8 protein-coding genes are annotated in these 17,280 nt (G+C 72.6%); 2 read left to right on the forward strand and 6 right to left on the reverse strand.

Going from position 1 to position 17,280, the window contains the following annotated elements; all coding sequences use genetic code 11:
- Positions 1 to 306: 306 nt before the first annotated feature.
- Positions 307 to 2,853, forward strand: a complete 2,547-nt coding sequence (locus ACIQGZ_RS07955) for a DUF4118 domain-containing protein (RefSeq protein ID WP_402600040.1) — start codon at positions 307 to 309, stop codon at positions 2,851 to 2,853.
- The gene (locus ACIQGZ_RS07960; protein ID WP_402600041.1) at positions 2,850 to 3,533 is read left to right on the forward strand and encodes a response regulator; all 684 of its coding nucleotides are present in this window, start codon (positions 2,850 to 2,852) and stop codon (positions 3,531 to 3,533) included. The genes ACIQGZ_RS07955 and ACIQGZ_RS07960 overlap by 4 nt, the downstream gene beginning before the upstream one ends.
- Before the next feature lie 282 nt (positions 3,534 to 3,815).
- Here the strand turns inward: ACIQGZ_RS07960 and ACIQGZ_RS07965 are convergent, their stop codons facing one another.
- From ACIQGZ_RS07965 to ACIQGZ_RS07990, 6 genes are all read right to left on the reverse strand, one after another.
- On the reverse strand, positions 3,816 to 5,387 hold the full coding sequence (locus ACIQGZ_RS07965; protein ID WP_402600717.1) for an ImmA/IrrE family metallo-endopeptidase: 1,572 nt from the start codon (positions 5,385 to 5,387) through the stop codon (positions 3,816 to 3,818).
- Positions 5,388 to 6,498: 1,111 nt separating this feature from the next.
- The gene (gene kdpC, locus ACIQGZ_RS07970) at positions 6,499 to 7,119 is read right to left on the reverse strand and encodes a potassium-transporting ATPase subunit KdpC (protein ID WP_402600042.1); all 621 of its coding nucleotides are present in this window, start codon (positions 7,117 to 7,119) and stop codon (positions 6,499 to 6,501) included.
- 32 nt (positions 7,120 to 7,151) lie between these two features.
- Positions 7,152 to 9,314 (reverse strand): potassium-transporting ATPase subunit KdpB, encoded by a 2,163-nt coding sequence (gene kdpB / locus ACIQGZ_RS07975; RefSeq protein WP_402600043.1) that lies wholly within the window; start codon positions 9,312 to 9,314, stop codon positions 7,152 to 7,154.
- A 3-nt stretch (positions 9,315 to 9,317) separates the two neighbouring features.
- Complete coding sequence (gene kdpA, locus ACIQGZ_RS07980) at positions 9,318 to 10,976, reverse strand: potassium-transporting ATPase subunit KdpA (RefSeq protein WP_402600044.1); 1,659 nt, start codon at positions 10,974 to 10,976, stop codon at positions 9,318 to 9,320.
- Positions 10,976 to 11,065 carry a K(+)-transporting ATPase subunit F gene (gene kdpF / locus ACIQGZ_RS07985; protein WP_402600045.1) on the reverse strand — a complete coding sequence of 30 codons (90 nt, stop codon included), beginning with the start codon at positions 11,063 to 11,065 and terminating at the stop codon, positions 10,976 to 10,978. The genes kdpA and kdpF overlap by 1 nt, the downstream gene beginning before the upstream one ends.
- A gap of 331 nt (positions 11,066 to 11,396) precedes the next feature.
- Positions 11,397 to 17,280 (reverse strand): hypothetical protein (locus tag ACIQGZ_RS07990; protein ID WP_402600046.1); only part of this gene is annotated, 5,884 nt, incomplete at its 5' end.

Raw genomic sequence — 17,280 nt, forward strand, 5'->3', positions numbered from 1 at the left:
GGACCAGGCCCCGCCCGTGAACGGCGGCGGGGGGGGGGCCCCCCCGGGGGGGGGGGCCCCCCCGGCCCCCGGCGCCCCCCCCCCCCCCCCCCCCCCCCCCCCCCCCCCGCGCGGGGGCCCCCCCCCCCCCCCCCCCCCCCCCCCCCCCCCCCCGCGTCCGGGTCGGGCCCGTCAAGATGGCGCCAAGATTGCCCGCCCAGAGCCGTACGAACATGCGTGCACCATTCGGGCCGCCGTACGCTCAGGAGCGGCGGGCGGCGTCCCGGGCGGTGCCGGGCGGGCCGGCGGGATGGGCATGGTGCAGGCATGGCGCGCGGCAGGCTGCGGATCTACCTCGGGGCGGCCCCCGGGGTGGGCAAGACCTACGCCATGCTCAGCGAGGGCCACCGGCGCGCCGCCCGGGGCACCGACGTGGTGGTCGGCTTCGTCGAGCCGCACGGCCGCCCCCACACCCGCGAACTGCTGGCCGGCCTGGAGGCCGTACCCCGGCGCAGCACCGAGTACCGGGGAGCGGCCTTCACCGAGCTGGACCTCGACGCCGTCCTCGCCCGCCGCCCCGAAGTCGCCCTGGTGGACGAACTGGCCCACAGCTGCGTCCCCGGCAGCCGCCACACCAAGCGCTGGGAGGACATCGAGGAACTGCTCGACGCGGGCATCGACGTCGTCTCCACCGTCAACATCCAGCACCTGGAGTCGCTGGGCGACGTGGTGGAGGGCATCACCGGCGTACGGCAGCGCGAGACCGTCCCCGACGAAGTCGTCCGGCGCGCCGACCAGATCGAACTGGTCGACATGTCCCCCGAGGCGCTGCGCCGCCGGATCGCCCACGGCAATGTCTACGCCTCCGACAAGGTGGACGCCGCCCTGTCGCACTACTTCCGGCCCGGCAACCTGACCGCGCTGCGCGAGCTGGCACTGCTGTGGACCGCCGACCGGGCGGACGAGTACCTCCAGCGCTACCGGGCCGAGCACCACATCGCCGCCACCTGGCAGGCCCGCGAGCGGATCGTGGTCGGCCTCACCGGCGGACCCGAGGGCGGCACCCTGATCCGGCGCGCCGCCAGGATCGCCGCCAAGGGCTCCGGCAGCGAACTGCTGGCCGTGCACATCGTCCGCTCCGACGGCCTGACCGGCTCCTCCACCACCGAGCTGGCCGCCCAGCGCCGCCTGGTGGAGGACCTCGGCGGCAGCTTCCACTCGGTGCTCGGCGACGACGTCCCCACCGCGCTGCTGGACTTCGCACGCGGCGTCAACGCCACCCAGATCGTGCTGGGCTCCAGCCGCCGCCGGACTTGGCAGTACGCCTTCGGCCCCGGCGTCGGCTCCACGGTCGCCCGGGAGTCCGGCGACATCGACGTCCACATCGTCACCCATGAGCACGCCGCCCGGGGCCGCCCGCCGCTGCCCGGCCGACTGCCGGTCAAACTCGGCCGGGTCCGCGCCGTCGCGGGCTGGCTGGTCGGCTGCGGCGGCCCGGCGCTGCTCACCCTGCTGCTCACCGCCTGGGCCGACGACCCCGGGCTGCCGACCGACCTGCTGCTCTTCCTCACCCTCACCGTGGTCGCCGCGCTGGTCGGCGGGGTCTTCCCGGCGGTCGCCGCCGCGCTGGTCGGCTCACTGCTGCTCAACTACTACTTCACCCCGCCCACCCACACCTTCACCATCGCGGGGCCGCAGAACATCCTGGCGCTGGGGGTCTTCGTCGGCGTCGGCGTCGCGGTGGCCTCGGTGGTGGACCTCGCGGCCCGCCGCGCCCAGCAGGCGGCCCGCAGCCGGGCCGAGGCCGAGACCCTGGGCTACCTCGCCGGGAGCGTCCTACGCGGCGAGGACAGCCTCGCCGCGCTGCTGGGACGGGTCGGGGAGACCTTCCAGACCGAATCGGTGGCCCTGCTGGAACGGGCCGACGACCGGGGACCCTGGCAGTGCGTGGCGGCGGTCGGACCGCACCCCGCCGCCCGGCCGGAGGACGCCGACGTGGACGTCCCGGTGGGGGACCGGCTGGCACTGGCGCTCAGCGGCCGGGTGCTTCCCGCCGACGACCGGCGGGTGCTGGGCGCCTTCGCCGCGCAGGCGGTCGCGGTGCTGGAACGCCGGCGCCTCGCCGACCAGGCCGCCGCCGCCCGCCGCCAGGCCGAGGGCAACCGCATCCGCACCGCCCTGCTCGCCGCCGTCTCGCACGACCTGCGCACCCCGCTGGCCGGCATCAAGGCCGCCGTCAGCTCACTCCGCTCCGACGAGGTGCGATGGGCCCCCGAGGACGAGGCCGAGCTGCTGGCCGGCATCGAGGACGGCGCCGACCGGCTGGACCACCTGATCGACAACCTGCTCGACATGAGCCGGCTGCGCACCGGCACCGTCACCCCGCTGGTCCGCGACGTCCACCTGGACGAGGTCGTCCCGGCGGCGCTGGGCGGCCTGGCCGCCGGGACGGTCCGGCTGGAGGTCTCCGAGGGCCTGCCGATGGTCCCGGCCGACGCCGGACTGCTGGAGCGGGCGGTGGCCAATGTGGTGGAGAACGCCGTCAAGTACAGCCCGCCCGGCGCCCCGGTGCTGATCCGGGCCGACGTCCTGCGGCTGGCCGAGGGGGAGCAGGTGGAACTGCGGGTGATCGACCGGGGGCCCGGGGTGCCGGACGAGGCCAGGGAGCGGATCTTCGAGCCCTTCCAGCGGTACGGCGACGCCCCGCGCGGCGACGGCGTCGGGCTGGGACTGGCCGTCGCCCGTGGCTTCGTCGAGGCGATGGGCGGCAGCGTGGCTGCCGAGGACACCCCCGGCGGCGGGCTGACCATGGTCATCACCCTGCCCGCGGCCGGCGCCGCCGCCGCGCCGGTGCAGGGCGGGGTACGGCGATGACCCGGGTCCTGGTGGTGGACGACGAACCGCAGCTGGTCCGCGCCTTGGTGATCAACCTCAAGGCGCGCGGCTACGAGGCGGACGCCGCCGCCGACGGCGCCGGAGCCCTGGAACTGGCCGCCTCCCGCCACCCCGACGTGGTCGTCCTCGACCTGGGCCTGCCCGACATGGACGGCGTCGACGTGATCCGGGGGCTGCGCGGCTGGACCAGGGTGCCGATCATCGTGCTCTCGGCCCGGCACGCCTCCGACGAGAAGGTGCAGGCCCTCGACGCGGGCGCCGACGACTACGTCACCAAGCCGTTCGGCATGGACGAGCTGCTCGCCCGGCTGCGCGCCGCCGTACGCCGCGCCGAACCCGACACCGGGCCCGGTACGGACGCGGTCGTCACCACCGCCACCTTCACCGTCGACCTGGCCGCCAAGCGGGTCCGGCGGGACGGCGCGGACGTCCGGCTCACCCCGACCGAGTGGCATCTGCTGGAGGTGCTGGTACGGGACCGGGGGCGGCTGGTCACCCAGAAGCAGCTGCTCCAGGAGGTGTGGGGGCCGGCCTACCGCACCGAGACCAACTACCTGCGGGTCTACCTGGCCCAACTGCGGCGCAAGCTCGAAGCCGACCCCTCCCGCCCCCGCCACTTCATCACCGAGCCGGGCATGGGCTACCGCTTCGAACTGTGAGCCGGTGGTCGGGAGGGGCGCGGGGGTGGTTTGGTGGGGCGCGGGCACCCCTCCACGAATCCGTGACAAGATATTGTGAATCGATGCGGAGTCAGATCTCCGAGCAGAGCAGCAAAATGGCTGTGCGGCAGTGGTTGCAGAGGACGGAGAGCTAGCCGATTTTCAGGTCGGCGGAAGTCGAGGCGCTGGATGGTGCATTCGAATCCGGCTCAAATCCGCACTGTTGAGCCAATCAGCTCAGCTCAGCTCACTGAACCGGAAATTGCTTACTGTAGTAGCGAATTACGGGCCGAATCCAGAGGTGCGCCGCCATCGAGCCTTCAGTTTAAACCTATCATCGACATCGAGTTCGCCGAGGTTGTGGAGGCGGTCGATCATGGATGAAGTGCTCACGTGCAAACGCGCCGCTAGACTTGAGATCGTCTCAAGGTCCCGAATGTCGCCGTTGACTTGAGCCACATGGTCTCGCAGTAGCCAGGTAGGCATCAAGAATGCTGCCGCGAAGGCGTTGGCGCGCTGCTCCACAAAGAGAGGAGCCCACGGGCCAGAAGCCACCGCTAGTTCACTGGCTCGGTCGCGATCAAGCAAAAGATGTGCCAACTCGTGAGCTAGCGTAAAGCGCTCAACCTCGCGACTCTTGCCCCATTTTGTCTGAGAATTACGGAAGACCTTTGGGCGTTGGTTTGGGCCGAACACGGAAACTGCTCGGATCCCCTGGTCGGACAGTGCGATCTTCTCGTGCAGGATTTCCAAGGAGGCGAGAACTGCATGAACATCGATCCATGACTCGCAGTGAGCAACCAACATTTCACACGCGTGCTCGCCAAGCCAGCTTCCCTGCTCTCCTGGCGCTAGCCCACGGACCTCGCTTGGATCGAAAGAGAGCGCGAGCTTATTGAGCCATGGCGACGCGTCATCGACGTGATTCCCAACCAAAGCGGTCGCAAGGGCGATTACATCGCCGCGATCAATAGAGGGACTATAGGAACCATAGACCAACTGCGCGTAGGCACTCCCCTGGACGACCAGTTTCGTGACCCGGTTGGCCCCGGTGATCTCTTGTCGGATGTTCTCGGGGACACCGGCAAGCGACTGGTCAACCGCCTCAGAAATAACCTTATATTTTTCGGAATCTGTTCCCATTCCGGCCAGCCAGGCCATGCGATTTGAGTTGTTCGAATCGTTTTGGATTGCATCGATATAAGCGATCAAAGCGGCGATGCGAGGTGAATTGGGAAGTCTGCGAAGGAGCTCTTGTGAGGCACTTTGGAGCACTGAATAGATAATATCGGAAGCTTTGATGAGGTCAATTTCGTAGCGCCTGTGGGGGGCGAGGAAGCTGAACTCCTCGGGAATTCCTACGAGCCTTTCGGCTCCCGTGGATACCTCGAGTGAGGATCCGTATCGACGCATGTAGATATCCGGAAATAGGCCGCCTTCGCGAGCCGACCTAACGCTATGCCTGTCCCACCAGGTAGTCCACTCATCAAGCCATTCGAATTCATCCAATTCCTTGAGTGAAATCGGCGGATTCTTGGTAAGTGCCATGGATCCAGCGGCCGAATATCCGACGTTCTTGAGGGCAAGCTGCTCCTCGTGGAAAATGGCGTTCCAGTTTTGGGCAATCCACTCCATGAATGGAATCATGTACCAATGTGCAGCCTCGATTACCTCGCCTTGCTCGAGGTGGGCGCATAGGTTCTCTCCGGCTACCCACAATGCGAAAGATCCCCAAGAATAGGATTCCTCGGGAGTGGCACGATCTTGCTCCCCGTGCGGGTTGCGCAAAAACGAAATCTTGAACGCAAAATCAGCAGGGTCTCCTGCCTTCATCTCCCAATTGCTTACGGTCATTGTGGTCACCAGTACTCTTTCATGCTTCGACGCGACACTCGTCGGTCGGCCAACCACTGACGTCGAAGTCTCTCGGGTACTTTCCTCCACTCGACTGGGAAGCCATGCCAGCAGTCCGGGGCGTGTTCGTGCCCACAGTAAGCCAGCTTCCCATCCGTAGCATATCGCTTGCCCGGTTGGCTAGGGTCTACGACGCTGTCACCCAGAAGGGCAGGTCCGTCGACCTCTGGGGGGCAGAGCGAGCCTCGCGCTCCCGGCTGCCAGGGCTTCTTGTGCTTGGCGTTGGGCTCATACTTCAACTTCCCCCCAGTTGCTGTCGGTTGGCACCTGTGCGTTCGTAGGTTGCCAGTCTCTCGGATTGCGACTGTAAGAGCAAGAGCTTGAGTCACTCGTACCAGTGATTCCAGGCTCAAGTCATTGGCCAAACCGAAGAATCATCTCTGTATGAAAAGATTATTTCCCGCAGGGTAGGGTCGTCTAAAGACCGCTAGCTGCTTTCGTGACGTCGCAGGCAGACGAATGATCAGGCCGATGGGGACGGCCCCAGTCGCCATCGGCCCGGCCTGCCGACACTGATCCACGTGATTTTTTCAGAGCTACTGGTCGCGCAGTTTCTCGCGCCCTGGGGCCTGTTGCTTTTCGTGGTCAGACTGCGAGGTTGACGTGGCTGGTGGACGGCGCGGCGTCGGTCGAAGGGTTGAGGTTGAGGGCGAGACCGGGGAAGCGGACCCGGACGGTGTCGGCGCAGGCGGTGCTGACCTCCAGCCGATGGTGGGGGTCACCTGCTCGGAGCCCTGACTGGGGCGGCCCTGCTGAGAGGTCGGTATCGCCGGCGGGGTGGCCAAGGAGGTGCCGAACCCGGTTGGGGAGGCCCTGGCCAGGCCCGCGCTCAAGTAGCTCCCGTCCAGGAACATGTAATTCTGCCGAGGACAGGCATCGCCCGGCCAGTAGCTCGTTGCACCGGCTTGGTCATCTCCGCGTTGCGGCGGCCGCGTCGGTGGTGCCACCTTCACGATCGCGTTCGGCTGCACCGGATGCTTCCTGAGGCATCATGGAAGCCACCACCATCAGATTCTCAACGGGACCCTCGGGAGTTCTGCTCGGCTTTGGGTTACTTGAGGGCGGCGAGGGCCGTGTTGAGGGTCAGGACGTTGACGCGGGGGTTGCCGAGGAAGCCGATGACGCGGGGCTGGGTGTGCTGGTCGACCAGGTGGGCGACCAGGGAGGGGGACAGGCCGCGGGCCTTGGCGACCCGGGCGACCTGCTCGTGGGCGTACGCCGGGGAGATGTCCGGGTCCAGGCCGGAGCCGGAGGCGGTGACCGCGTCGGCGGGCACACTCGCGGGCGGTACGCCGTCGAACGCGGCGACGGCCGCCCGCCGCTGGCGGATCGTCGCGGTGAGCGCCGCGCTGTTCGGCCCCAGGTTGGACGCCCCGGAGGCGGTGGGGTTGTAGTCGGCCGCCGAGGGCCGGGGCTGGAACCACCGGGGGTCCGGCTTCGGCTGCGCGCTGGCGCCCTGCTGCGGCAGGTCGAACCGCTGGCCGATCAGGCTGGAGCCGACGGCCCGCCCGTCGGTGGCGACCAGCGAGCCGTTGGCCTGGTGGCCGAAGGCGGCCTGGCCGACGCCGGTGACCAGCAGCGGATAGGCGATGCCGGTGAGGACGGTCAGCACCAGCAGCATGCGCAGCGCGGTGAACTGGGTGCGCAGCGCCGGGGGGATGTGCTCGGACATGGTGTTCTCTTCCGTGTCGCTGCGGTCCCCGGTCAGCGGAGACCGGGGAGGAACTGGACGACGAGGTCGACGAGCTTGATACCGGCGAACGGCAGCGCCAGGCCGCCCAGCCCGTAGACCCAGAGGTTGCGGCGCAGCAGCGCGGCGGCCGAGGAGGGCCGGTAGCGCACCCCGCGCAGGGCCAGCGGGATCAGCACCACGATGATCAGCGCGTTGAAGACGATCGCGGAGGTGATCGCGGACTGCGGACTGTGCAGCCGCATGATGTCCAGCCGCTCCAGCCCCGGGTAGACCGCCGCGAACATCGCCGGGATGATCGCGAAGTACTTGGCGACGTCATTGGCGATGGAGAAGGTGGTCAGCGCGCCCCGGGTGATCAGCAGCTGCTTGCCGATCTCCACGATCTCGATCAGCTTGGTGGGGTCGGAGTCCAGGTCCACCATGTTGCCGGCCTCCTTGGCCGCCATGGTGCCGGTGTTCATGGCCACGCCGACGTCCGCCTGGGCCAGCGCGGGGGCGTCATTGGTGCCGTCGCCGGTCATGGCGACCAGCTTGCCGCCGGCCTGCTCCTGCCTGATCAGCGCCATCTTGTCCTCGGGCGTGGCCTCCGCCAGGAAGTCGTCCACCCCGGCCTCCACCGCGATGGCGCGGGCCGTCAGCGGGTTGTCACCCGTGATCATGACCGTTCTGATGCCCATCCGGCGCAGCTCCGCGAAGCGCTCCCGCATGCCCGGCTTGACCACGTCCTTGAGGTGGACGACGCCGAGCACCCGGGCCGCGCCGCCGTCCTGGGCGGCGACCACCAGCGGGGTGCCGCCCTCGGTGGAGATCCGCTCCACCAGGTCGGTGACGTCCGGGCCGACCGTGCCGCCGGACTCGGCCACCCAGGCGGTCACCGCGCTCGCCGCGCCCTTGCGGACCCGCCGCTCGCGCACCGTACCGTCCGGTGCCCGCTCGCTGAGGTCGACGCCGGACATCCTGGTCCGGGCGGTGAAGGGCACCCACTCGGCGGCGCCCAGCTCATCGCGGGCGCGGGGCCGCAGCCCGTACGCGGCGGTGGCCAGCGTGACCACCGAGCGGCCCTCGGGCGTCTCGTCGGCGAGCGAGGAGAGCTGGGCGGCGTCCGCCAGCTCCTCGGTGGAGGCGCCGTCGGCGGGCAGCAGGGCGGCGGCCTGGCGATTGCCGAGGGTGATGGTGCCGGTCTTGTCCAGCAGCAGGGTGCCGACGTCGCCCGCCGCCTCCACCGCGCGGCCCGACATGGCCAGGACGTTGCGCTGCACCAGCCGGTCCATCCCGGCGATGCCGATCGCGGAGAGCAGCGCGCCGATGGTGGTCGGGATCAGCGCCACCACCAGGGCGACCAGCACGATCAGCGACTGCGGGGCACCCGCGTGCGAGGCCATCGGCTGGAGGGTGACGACCGCCAGCAGGAAGATCACGGTCAGCGAGGCCAGCAGGATGTTGAGGGCGATCTCATTGGGGGTCTTCTGCCGGGAGGCGCCCTCGACCAGCGCGATCATGCGGTCCACGAAGGTCTTGCCGGGCTCGGAGGAGATCCGCACCACGATGCGGTCGGACAGCACCCGGGTGCCGCCGGTGACGGCCGACCGGTCGCCGCCGGACTCCCGGATGACCGGCGCCGACTCACCGGTGATCGCGGACTCGTCGACGCTGGCCACCCCCTCGACCACGTCGCCGTCGCCGGGGATGGTCTGCCCGGCCTCGACCAGCACCAGGTCACCGAGGCGCAGCCCGGTGGCGGCCACCGGTTCCTCGCGCGGCCGGGGCTCGCCGGGCCGCCAGTCGAGCAGCCGGCGGGCCACCGCGTCGGTCCTGGCCCGGCGCAGGGTGTCGGCCTGGGCCTTGCCCCGGCCCTCGGCCACGGCCTCGGCCAGGTTGGCGAAGACCACGGTCAGCCAGAGCCAGGCGGTGATCAGCCAGGCGAAGACACCGGGGTCCGCGATGGCGTGGCCGGTGGTCAGCACCGAGCCGACCTCGACCACGAACATCACCGGGTTGCGCACCATCACCCGGGGGTCGAGCTTGCGCAGCGCGCCGGGCAGCGAGAGCAGCAGCTGCCGGGGGTCCAGCAGGCCGCCGGAGACCCGGTGCGGCTGCTCGGGCGGCCGCCCGGCGGGCCCGGACGGCGGGGTCGCCGGGTGGGGTGCCGGGTGGGCGGTGGACACGGACGACATGGCTTACAGCCCTTCCGCGATCGGCCCCAGCGCGAGCGCCGGGAAGTAGGTGAGGCCCACCACGATCAGCACCACGGCGCTGAGCAGGCCCACGAAGAGCGGCCGATGGGTGGGCAGGGTGCCCTCGGTGGCCGGTACCGGCTGCTGCCGGGCCAGCGACCCGGCCAGCGCCAGGACGAAGACCATCGGCAGGAAGCGGCCCAGCAGCATCGCCAGGCCCAGCGCGGTGTTCCACCAGGTGGTGGCGGCGTTGAGACCGGCGAAGGCCGAGCCGTTGTTGTTGGCGGCGGAGGTGAAGGCGTACAGCACCTCGGAGAAGCCGTGCGGCCCGCTGTTGAGCATGTCCGCCCGCTCCCCGCGCAGCGTCATGGCCAGGCCGGTGCCGACCAGCACGATCGCCGGGGTGGTCAGGATGGAGAGCGAGGCGAACTTCATCTCCCGCGCGCCGAGCTTCTTGCCCAGGTACTCGGGGGTGCGGCCCACCATCAGCCCGGCGACGAAGACCGCCACCACCGCCAGGACGAGCATCCCGTACAGACCGGAGCCCACCCCGCCGGGCGCGATCTCGCCCAGCATCATGTTGAAGATCGTCAGCCCGCCGCCGAACGGGGTGAACGAGTCATGGAAGGAGTCGACCGCCCCGGTGGAGGTGAGCGTGGTGGAGGCGGCGAACAGCGAGGAGGCGGCGATGCCGAACCGCTGCTCCTTGCCCTCCATCGCGGCGCCCGCCGCCTGGGCCGCCACGCCGTGGTGCTGCGCCTCGAAGAAGCTGATCAGGGCGACTGAGGCCACCCAGAACAGCGCCATCACCGACAGGATCGCGTAGCCCTGGCGGCTGTCCTTGACCATCCGGCCGAAGGTGCGCGGCAGCGCCACCGGGATCAGCAGGATGAGGAAGATCTCCAGCCAGTCGGTGAACGGATTGGGGTTCTCGAAGGGGTGCGCGGAGTTGGCGTTGTAGAAGCCGCCGCCGTTGGTGCCCAGCATCTTGATGACCTCCTGGGAGGCCACCGGCCCGCCGGGGATCGACTGGGTGCCGCCGGCCAGGGTGTGCACCTCGGTCAGCCCGTGCAGGTTCTGGACGGTCCCGGAGGCCACCAGCACCACGGCGAAGACCAGCGACAGCGGCAGCAGCAGCCGCAGCACCACCCGGGTCAGGTCCACCCAGAAGTTGCCGACCCGGTCGGTGCGGCTGCGGGTGAAGCCCCGGATCAGCGCGGCGACCACCGCGATGCCGACCGCCGCCGAGACGAAGTTCTGCACCGCGAGACCGGCCAGCTGCACCAGGTGGCCCATGGTCGTCTCACCCGAGTACGACTGCCAGTTGGTGTTGGTGACGAAGGAGGCGGCGGTGTCGAAGGCGGTGTCCGGCCGGACGGCGGGCAGACCCAGGCTGAGCAGCAGCCGGCTCTGCAACCGCTGGAAGCCGTACAGAAACAGCACCGAGACGGCGGAGAAGGCCAGCACGCTGCGCAGATAGACCGGCCAGCGCTGGTCCGCGTCGCCGTCCACACCGGTCAGCCGGTACAGGACGCGCTCGACCCGCAGATGCCGGGAGGTGGTGAGCAGGTGGGCGATCCAGTCGCCCAGCGGGCGGTGGCAGGCGGCCAGCGCGGCCACCAGGACGCTCGCCTGGAGCCACCCCGCGAGGGTGGGGCCCATCAGAACTTCTCCGGGCGGATCAGGGCCAGCACCAGGTAGCCGACCAGCAGGGCGGCGACGACCAGTCCGATGATGTCCTCGGCGCTCACAGCCGCTCCACCCCCTTGGCGACCAGGGCGAGGACGACGAACACGAGGACCGTGACGCCGATGAAGACGACGTCGAGCATGGGTTCCACCCGAGGATGCGTAAGGGACCGACCGGCCCGGGGCCGGGCGCGGCCGCCGACGCAGGGGGCCGGCGCCGCCCAGCGAACACCCTGGTCAGCCCGGTCGGCCGGAGCCTTGACGCTTCCTGTACACCGCCGGGGGAGCCCTTGACGCATCCCTGACGCGGGGGACGCGGGGGCCTTGGGGTTGCCGCCCTGGAGTCGCCGTCCCTGAACCGGCGCCGTCCGGGCCGGGAGCGGGCCCGGCGGCGTCAGTCGGCCGACCGTACGGTGACCACCCCGCCCCGCTGGACGACGGCGATCGGCCACCGCCCGGGGCGGCCGGCCACCCGGGCGCCGCGCAGGTCACCGGCCACCTCGACCCGGCAGGGGTGCACCTCGGCCAGCCGGCCCACGTGCTCCTTGGCGGCGATCAGGGCGGTGCGGTCCACCGGCGACCCGCCGCGCGGCAGCCCGTACAGCCGGGAGATCATGCCCGGCACCAGGTCCAGCCGGTCGACGGCCTCGGCCCGCAGCACCGTGCCGCCCCCCGCCTCCTCCGACAGGCCGACGCCCGGTACGTACCGGCGGTCCCGCAGGAAGGCCCGCCGCTCGGGGATCGGCACCGCCTCGAACACGGTGAGCCGCAGCAGCACGCAGACCAGCCGCATCGCCACCGCCACCCGCCCCGCCACCTGGAGCTGGACGTCGAAGCACGGCAGTTGCGGATCGTCCCGCGCCGGACCGGCGAACCGCACCTCCGCCTGGACCGGGCCCGCGTCGGGCAGCGGCTCGTACGCGTCCAGCCGGACCAGGCGGTGCGGCACCGCCACCTGGTCGCCGCCGATCCCCGGCGACCAGCGGCCCAGCTCCTGGCAGGGCAGGCCGTGCAGCGCCGCGTCCAGCAGCCCCTGGTGCAGCAGCCCGCGCGGCACCCGGCCCCGCCCGGCGTCCAGCACGCTGGACGCGCCCGCCCCCGACAGCCGCAGCGACGTCGCGTACTGGAACGCCGGGCCGTGGAACATGGCACCCGAGTCATACGGGTCCGCCGCCGCCACCGCGTCGGCGAGCGGGGCGAACGGCTCCGGCCGGGGCCCCGGCGGCCCGAGCAGCACCACGCCCTCGGCCACCGGCTCGAACCGGGACAGCTCCGGCGTGGCGGCCTCCCGCCACGCCGACAGGGTGACGGCCGCCCCCTCCGGCGCCGGCCGGACCTCGGTACGCAGCCGTACCGGCTCGTCCACCGGCAGCCACCGCCGCAACTGCACCTCCGCCAGCCCGGCCACCGGCAGGCCGGTGTGCTCGGCGGCGGCCCTGGCCAGCCGGTCGGCCATCGCGGTCATCGGCATCGTCGCCACCGTCCAGCCCGGCCGGTGGTCCAGCAGCCAGCCGTCCTCGGCCGGGTCGAGCACCGTCTCCACCACCGCCGGGAACGCCGCCGGGAGTGCCGCCGGGAGTGCCGCCGCGCCGGTGGCCACGGCACGCATCCCCAGGCCGCGCACCTGGTAGATGCAGCGGCCGTCCACCCACAGCCAGGCGTCGGCCACCGCATGGCACTGCCCGGCGTCCGACCCCGCCTCGCGGATCTCCAGCTCGACCGTCATGGTGCCGTCGCCGGGCACGATCTGGCCCCGGTAGCGCCACTCCACCTCGCGGCCGGGCAGCACCGGTTCGAAGCGCGGCGCGGCCAGCGCGGCGGTGCGGCCGCTGCCGACCAGGTAGAGCTGGAGCAGCTGGCACATCGCCTCGATGCCCAGCGAGCCCGGCTGCACCGGGTCCTGGAAGAAGTGCGCCCGGAAGTACCAGGCCCCGGCGTCGACGTCCTTCTCCGCCAGCAGCCGGCCCAGCCCGGCCGCGCCGCCGTCCGGCCAGTACCCGGTGACCCGGTCCAGCATCAGCAGCATCGGCCCCGGCGGCGGTGTGGCACCGACCCGGTCGCGCCGCAGCAGCCCGTCCAGCACGGCCGCCCGCCCACCGGGCAGCCCCGGCCCCGACTCCGCGCGGGGCAGCCCCCGCTGCCCCCGCAGCGCCTCCTCGGTGAAGAACCCGAAGACCGCCGAGAGCCGGAACACCGGCTCGCCGTCCGCCAGGCACTCCACGTCGAAGGTCTCGATGACCAGGTCGCCGTGGCGGGCCACCCGGCGCAGCACCGCCTCGGTGCGCACGGTGCGGGTCTGCGGGGTGACCTCGCCCAGCACCGTCCCGGTGCCGTCGAGATTGCGGAAGAACAGGTCCCGGTCACCGCGGAGCAGGTCGGTGGACTGGGCGGCCAGGCAGCCGCACGGTTGCAGCGCGATCTCCATCAGCACCGCGAACGGCATCGCCGGGCTGCCGTTCTGCTCGAAGTACCAGGCCCGCTCCGGCACGTCGTACTCGGTGACCAGCCGACTGCCCGCCCGCTCCCCGCCGAGCACCACCTCGGCCTCGGTGAAACGGCTGACGAAGTGGTACGGCGGTCCGGGCAGCCGGGCCACCTTGCGCGGCCCGTCGAACGCCGCCAGCCTCGCCCCCAGCGCCTCCGAGGGCCGCCCCCAGGCCGCCGCGAGCAGCGTCGCGTAACCGGCCCTGACCCCGCCGAGCACCGCGCACTCCGCCCGGTCGCGGTGGCCGACCAGACCGCCCAGCCGAGCCAGTGGGACCGGCACGCCATCGGTCTGCGTACGGACCGGACCGAGCCGCCGCCACTGATCGAGCGGCCAGTCCGGCACCAGGCGCAGCGCCACCCCGGCGGCGTGGAACGCCTGCACGCCGTCCACGCTGCACAGCACGTCCGCGACCACCGTGGGCTCCGGCGCCGCCCTGACCTCGGAGACGAAGACCTCGTAGACCAGCCGCCCGGCGCCCGGGGTGACCTGGCGGCGGCAGCGCAGCGCTGCGGTGCGGCCCGGCACCGGCTCGAAGCGCCACCCGTCGCGGTCCACGGTGTGGCCGCCCGCCGCCAGAAAGCAGGACATCGCCTGGAGCGCGCCCTCGAACATCAGGGTGCCCGGCATGCAGGGGTCGTGCTGGAAGTGCCCGTCGAAGTACCAGTCGTCCGCCGCCACCCGGGTCTCCGCCCGCAGATAGCCCCGGCCCCACGGCCCGCCCGCCGGGTCGAGCCGGGTCACCTCGTCCAGCAGCAGCATCCGGCCGCCGGTGATGCGCGGCGTACGGACATGGGCTCGGGTCGCCTCCCACGCCGGGCCGAAGCAGTCGGCGGGGCGGCCGTCCGCGAGCGCCCGCAGCTGCTCCGGGCCGAACCGGGACGCGGCGGGCGTCAGCAGCGGCGGATCGACCGGCGCGGCCGGGTCGGGTGGCGCGGCGCCGGGCTCCCAGCGCACTCCCTGACTGTCCGCCAGTTCGGCGTCGGTGAAGAAGCCCGCCTGCCCGTTGCGGACGGTCAGCAGCAGTTCGTCACCGAGGTGGCAGTCGTACTGGAAGAAGAACAGCCGCACACCCCGGTGCTCGGCATGGCCGTCGATCCGGATGCGGTAGCGCAGCGTGCCGCCCGGCGCGGGCGGACTGCCGTGCAGGGTCAGCTCGCAGCCGAGCAGCCGGTAGACCCGGTCGTCGCCCCTGGCCGCCCCGACCAGGTCGGCGCCCAGCCAGCTGATCAGCAGCAGGTCCGCCTGACCGGCCTCGACCAGCAGCCCGGCGGGCATCCGGCCGGTGGCGTCCAGGTACCAGGCGTCGGGGCGGAGGTCGGTCTCGGTCCAGATGGTGCCGGTGGCCGCCGCCGCGCCGCCCGCCAGCACCGCCGGTTCGGCGTCGATGCCCAGCACCCGGTCCACCAGCAGCAGTGGCGGCCGGGGCAGCCGGGTCTGCCGGGGCCGGGCGTCCTGCGCGGCGAACTCCGGGCCGAACAGCGCCGACACCGGCCCATGGGCCAGAAACTCCAGCTGCGCCCGGTCGAACGCCGGGCCCGGGTACGGCCGCGCGGCGGCGACCGGGGCGGCTTGGGTGGCTTGGGTGGCCGGGCCGGTGCGACCGCTGAGCGCGGCCAGGGCGGCGGCCCGGGTGAGCAGGAACCGCCGCTGCGCCTCGGCCCGCTCCGCCGCGAACCGCTGCCGGGCGGCGGCCCGGTCCGCGAGCGCCGCCCGGTGCACGGCGGTCACCCGGTCGCGGGCCTGGGCGATGGCCACGGCGGTGCGCGGGGCGGGGGCGGGTCCTGGGTCGGGGGGTGGTGGAGTTGCCGGGTTCTGGTTGTGGGTCTGGGCGATGGCCAGGGTGGGTGGCGGCGTGGGGGTGGGATCTGGGTCGGGCGGTGGTGGAGCTGGCGGGTAGGGGGTGGTCGCCAGGGCGGTGCCGGGTACGGCGACCGGGGCGGGCCCCAGCACGGGCGGCAGCTCGGGGGCCCGGGGCAGCGGGACGGGTACGGAGTCGGCCGGGCCGGGCGCCGGCAGCGCCACCTCGGCCGGGAGCAGCGGGATGCCGATCCGCCGTCCGGCCGGGGTCGGGCGGGCCGCGCCCGCCGCCCAGCGGTCGAAGAACGCGTCGGCGTCCACCGGCACGCCCGCCGCCGCCAGCTCCGCGACGGCCTGCCCCACCTGGGCCGGTCCCCGGCCCTCCGCCCCGTCCAGCGCCACCGCCAAGTGCTCCCGGTCGCCGAGGATGCGGCCGATCCACGAGCTGCACAGGCCGCGCGGACCGTGCTCTACGAAGACCCGCACCCCGTCGGCCCAGGCCCGTTCGATCACCCGTACGTAGTCGATGGTGCCCAGCGCCTGCGCGGTGAGCGCGTCCGCGACCCGGTCCGCCGTCGGCTCGTACGGCTCACCGCTCGCGCAGCCGTAGAACCTGACGCCCGGCACGGCCACGGTCGGCCGGTGGTGCAGTTGCCACCAGCGGTCCCGCACCTCGGCCAGCTCCGGGCAGTGCGCGGCCAGGTGGTAGTCGATCGGCACCGCGTGGGCCGCCTGCCGGGCGACCCACCGCGTACACGCCTCGGCCTCGCCGCCCACCACGCACAGGCCGGGGGCGTTCACCGCCATCAGGTGCACCGCCGGTTCACCGGCCAGCGCCGCCCGGACCCGGTCGGCGGGCATGGACACCTGGTAGCCGGCCCAGCGGCTGCCCTGGACACCCGCGCGCCGCCACGCCCGGCGGACGGTCCGGTACTCGCCGCCGATCTCCCGGTCGAACAGCCCGCTCGCCCGGCACTCGGCGGGATGCGCCGCCGCGTCCGGCCACGCCCCCAGCGCGACCAGGGCGGCGGTCTCGCCGGAGGAGTACCCGATCGCCGCGTCCGGGGTGCCCAGCAGGATGCGGCTGAGCGCGGTGTGCAGCCCGATCACCAGGCCGACGCCCATGATCTGGTCGAGCACCGCCCCCGGCCCACTTGCCCCCGGCCCACTTGCCCCCGGCCCACGTGCCCCCGGCCCACGTGCCCCCGGCCCACTTGCCCCCGGCCCACTTGCCCCCGGCCCACGTGCCCCCGGCCCACTTGCCCACGACCCACTTGCCCCCGGCCCACTTGCCCCCGGCCCACGTGCCCCCGGCCCACTTGCCCACGACCCGTTTGCCCCTGGCCCGGACAGCAGCGACCGGTGCACCCCGGTGGCCGCCTCGACGCCGTCCAGGAGGTCGGGCAGCGCGAGGGCGAGTTCCCGGCCCATGCCCGGGTAGGCCGCCGAGCCGTTGGTGAAGACGAACGCCGTACCGCCCGTCAGCGGCCGCTCCCGCCAAGCCGTGCCCGGCGGGCGGATGCCCTCTCCGGCCAGCCAGCGGCCCGCCGCCGCCCGCCGCTCGTCGAGGCGGTCGGCGGTGACCACCACCGCCAGCCGGGCCGGACCGTCCGCCCCCTCCCGCCCGGCGGCCAGCGCCGCGAGCACCTGCTGCCGGTCCCGGCCGGAGTACAGGTGCAGCCGGGGCGCGGGCTGCGCCGCCCACGGCCGGGCCGCACCCGCCGCCAGCCGGACCCGGGCCACCGGCGCGCCCAGCACCGAGCACCGCACCTCGGCCGTCCCGGCGTCCAGCGGCAGCGCCGGGGCATGGGCCCGGGGGAGCGCCCGGTGCTGGAGGGCCAGCGCGGCGGCGGCCACCGACACCAGCCCGCAGGCCGCGTGCGCGGTGCCGAACAGCGCAGCCGGGTCGAAGCGCGGGCCGTCCGCGTCGGCGGTGGCGGCGCTGTCTCCGACGGTCAGCTTCGGCGGGGCGGGGTCCGGGTCGAGGTGCGGG

Source organism: Streptomyces sp. NPDC092296 (genome assembly GCF_044755465.1).
In the GTDB taxonomy this organism is placed as follows: domain Bacteria; phylum Actinomycetota; class Actinomycetes; order Streptomycetales; family Streptomycetaceae; genus Peterkaempfera.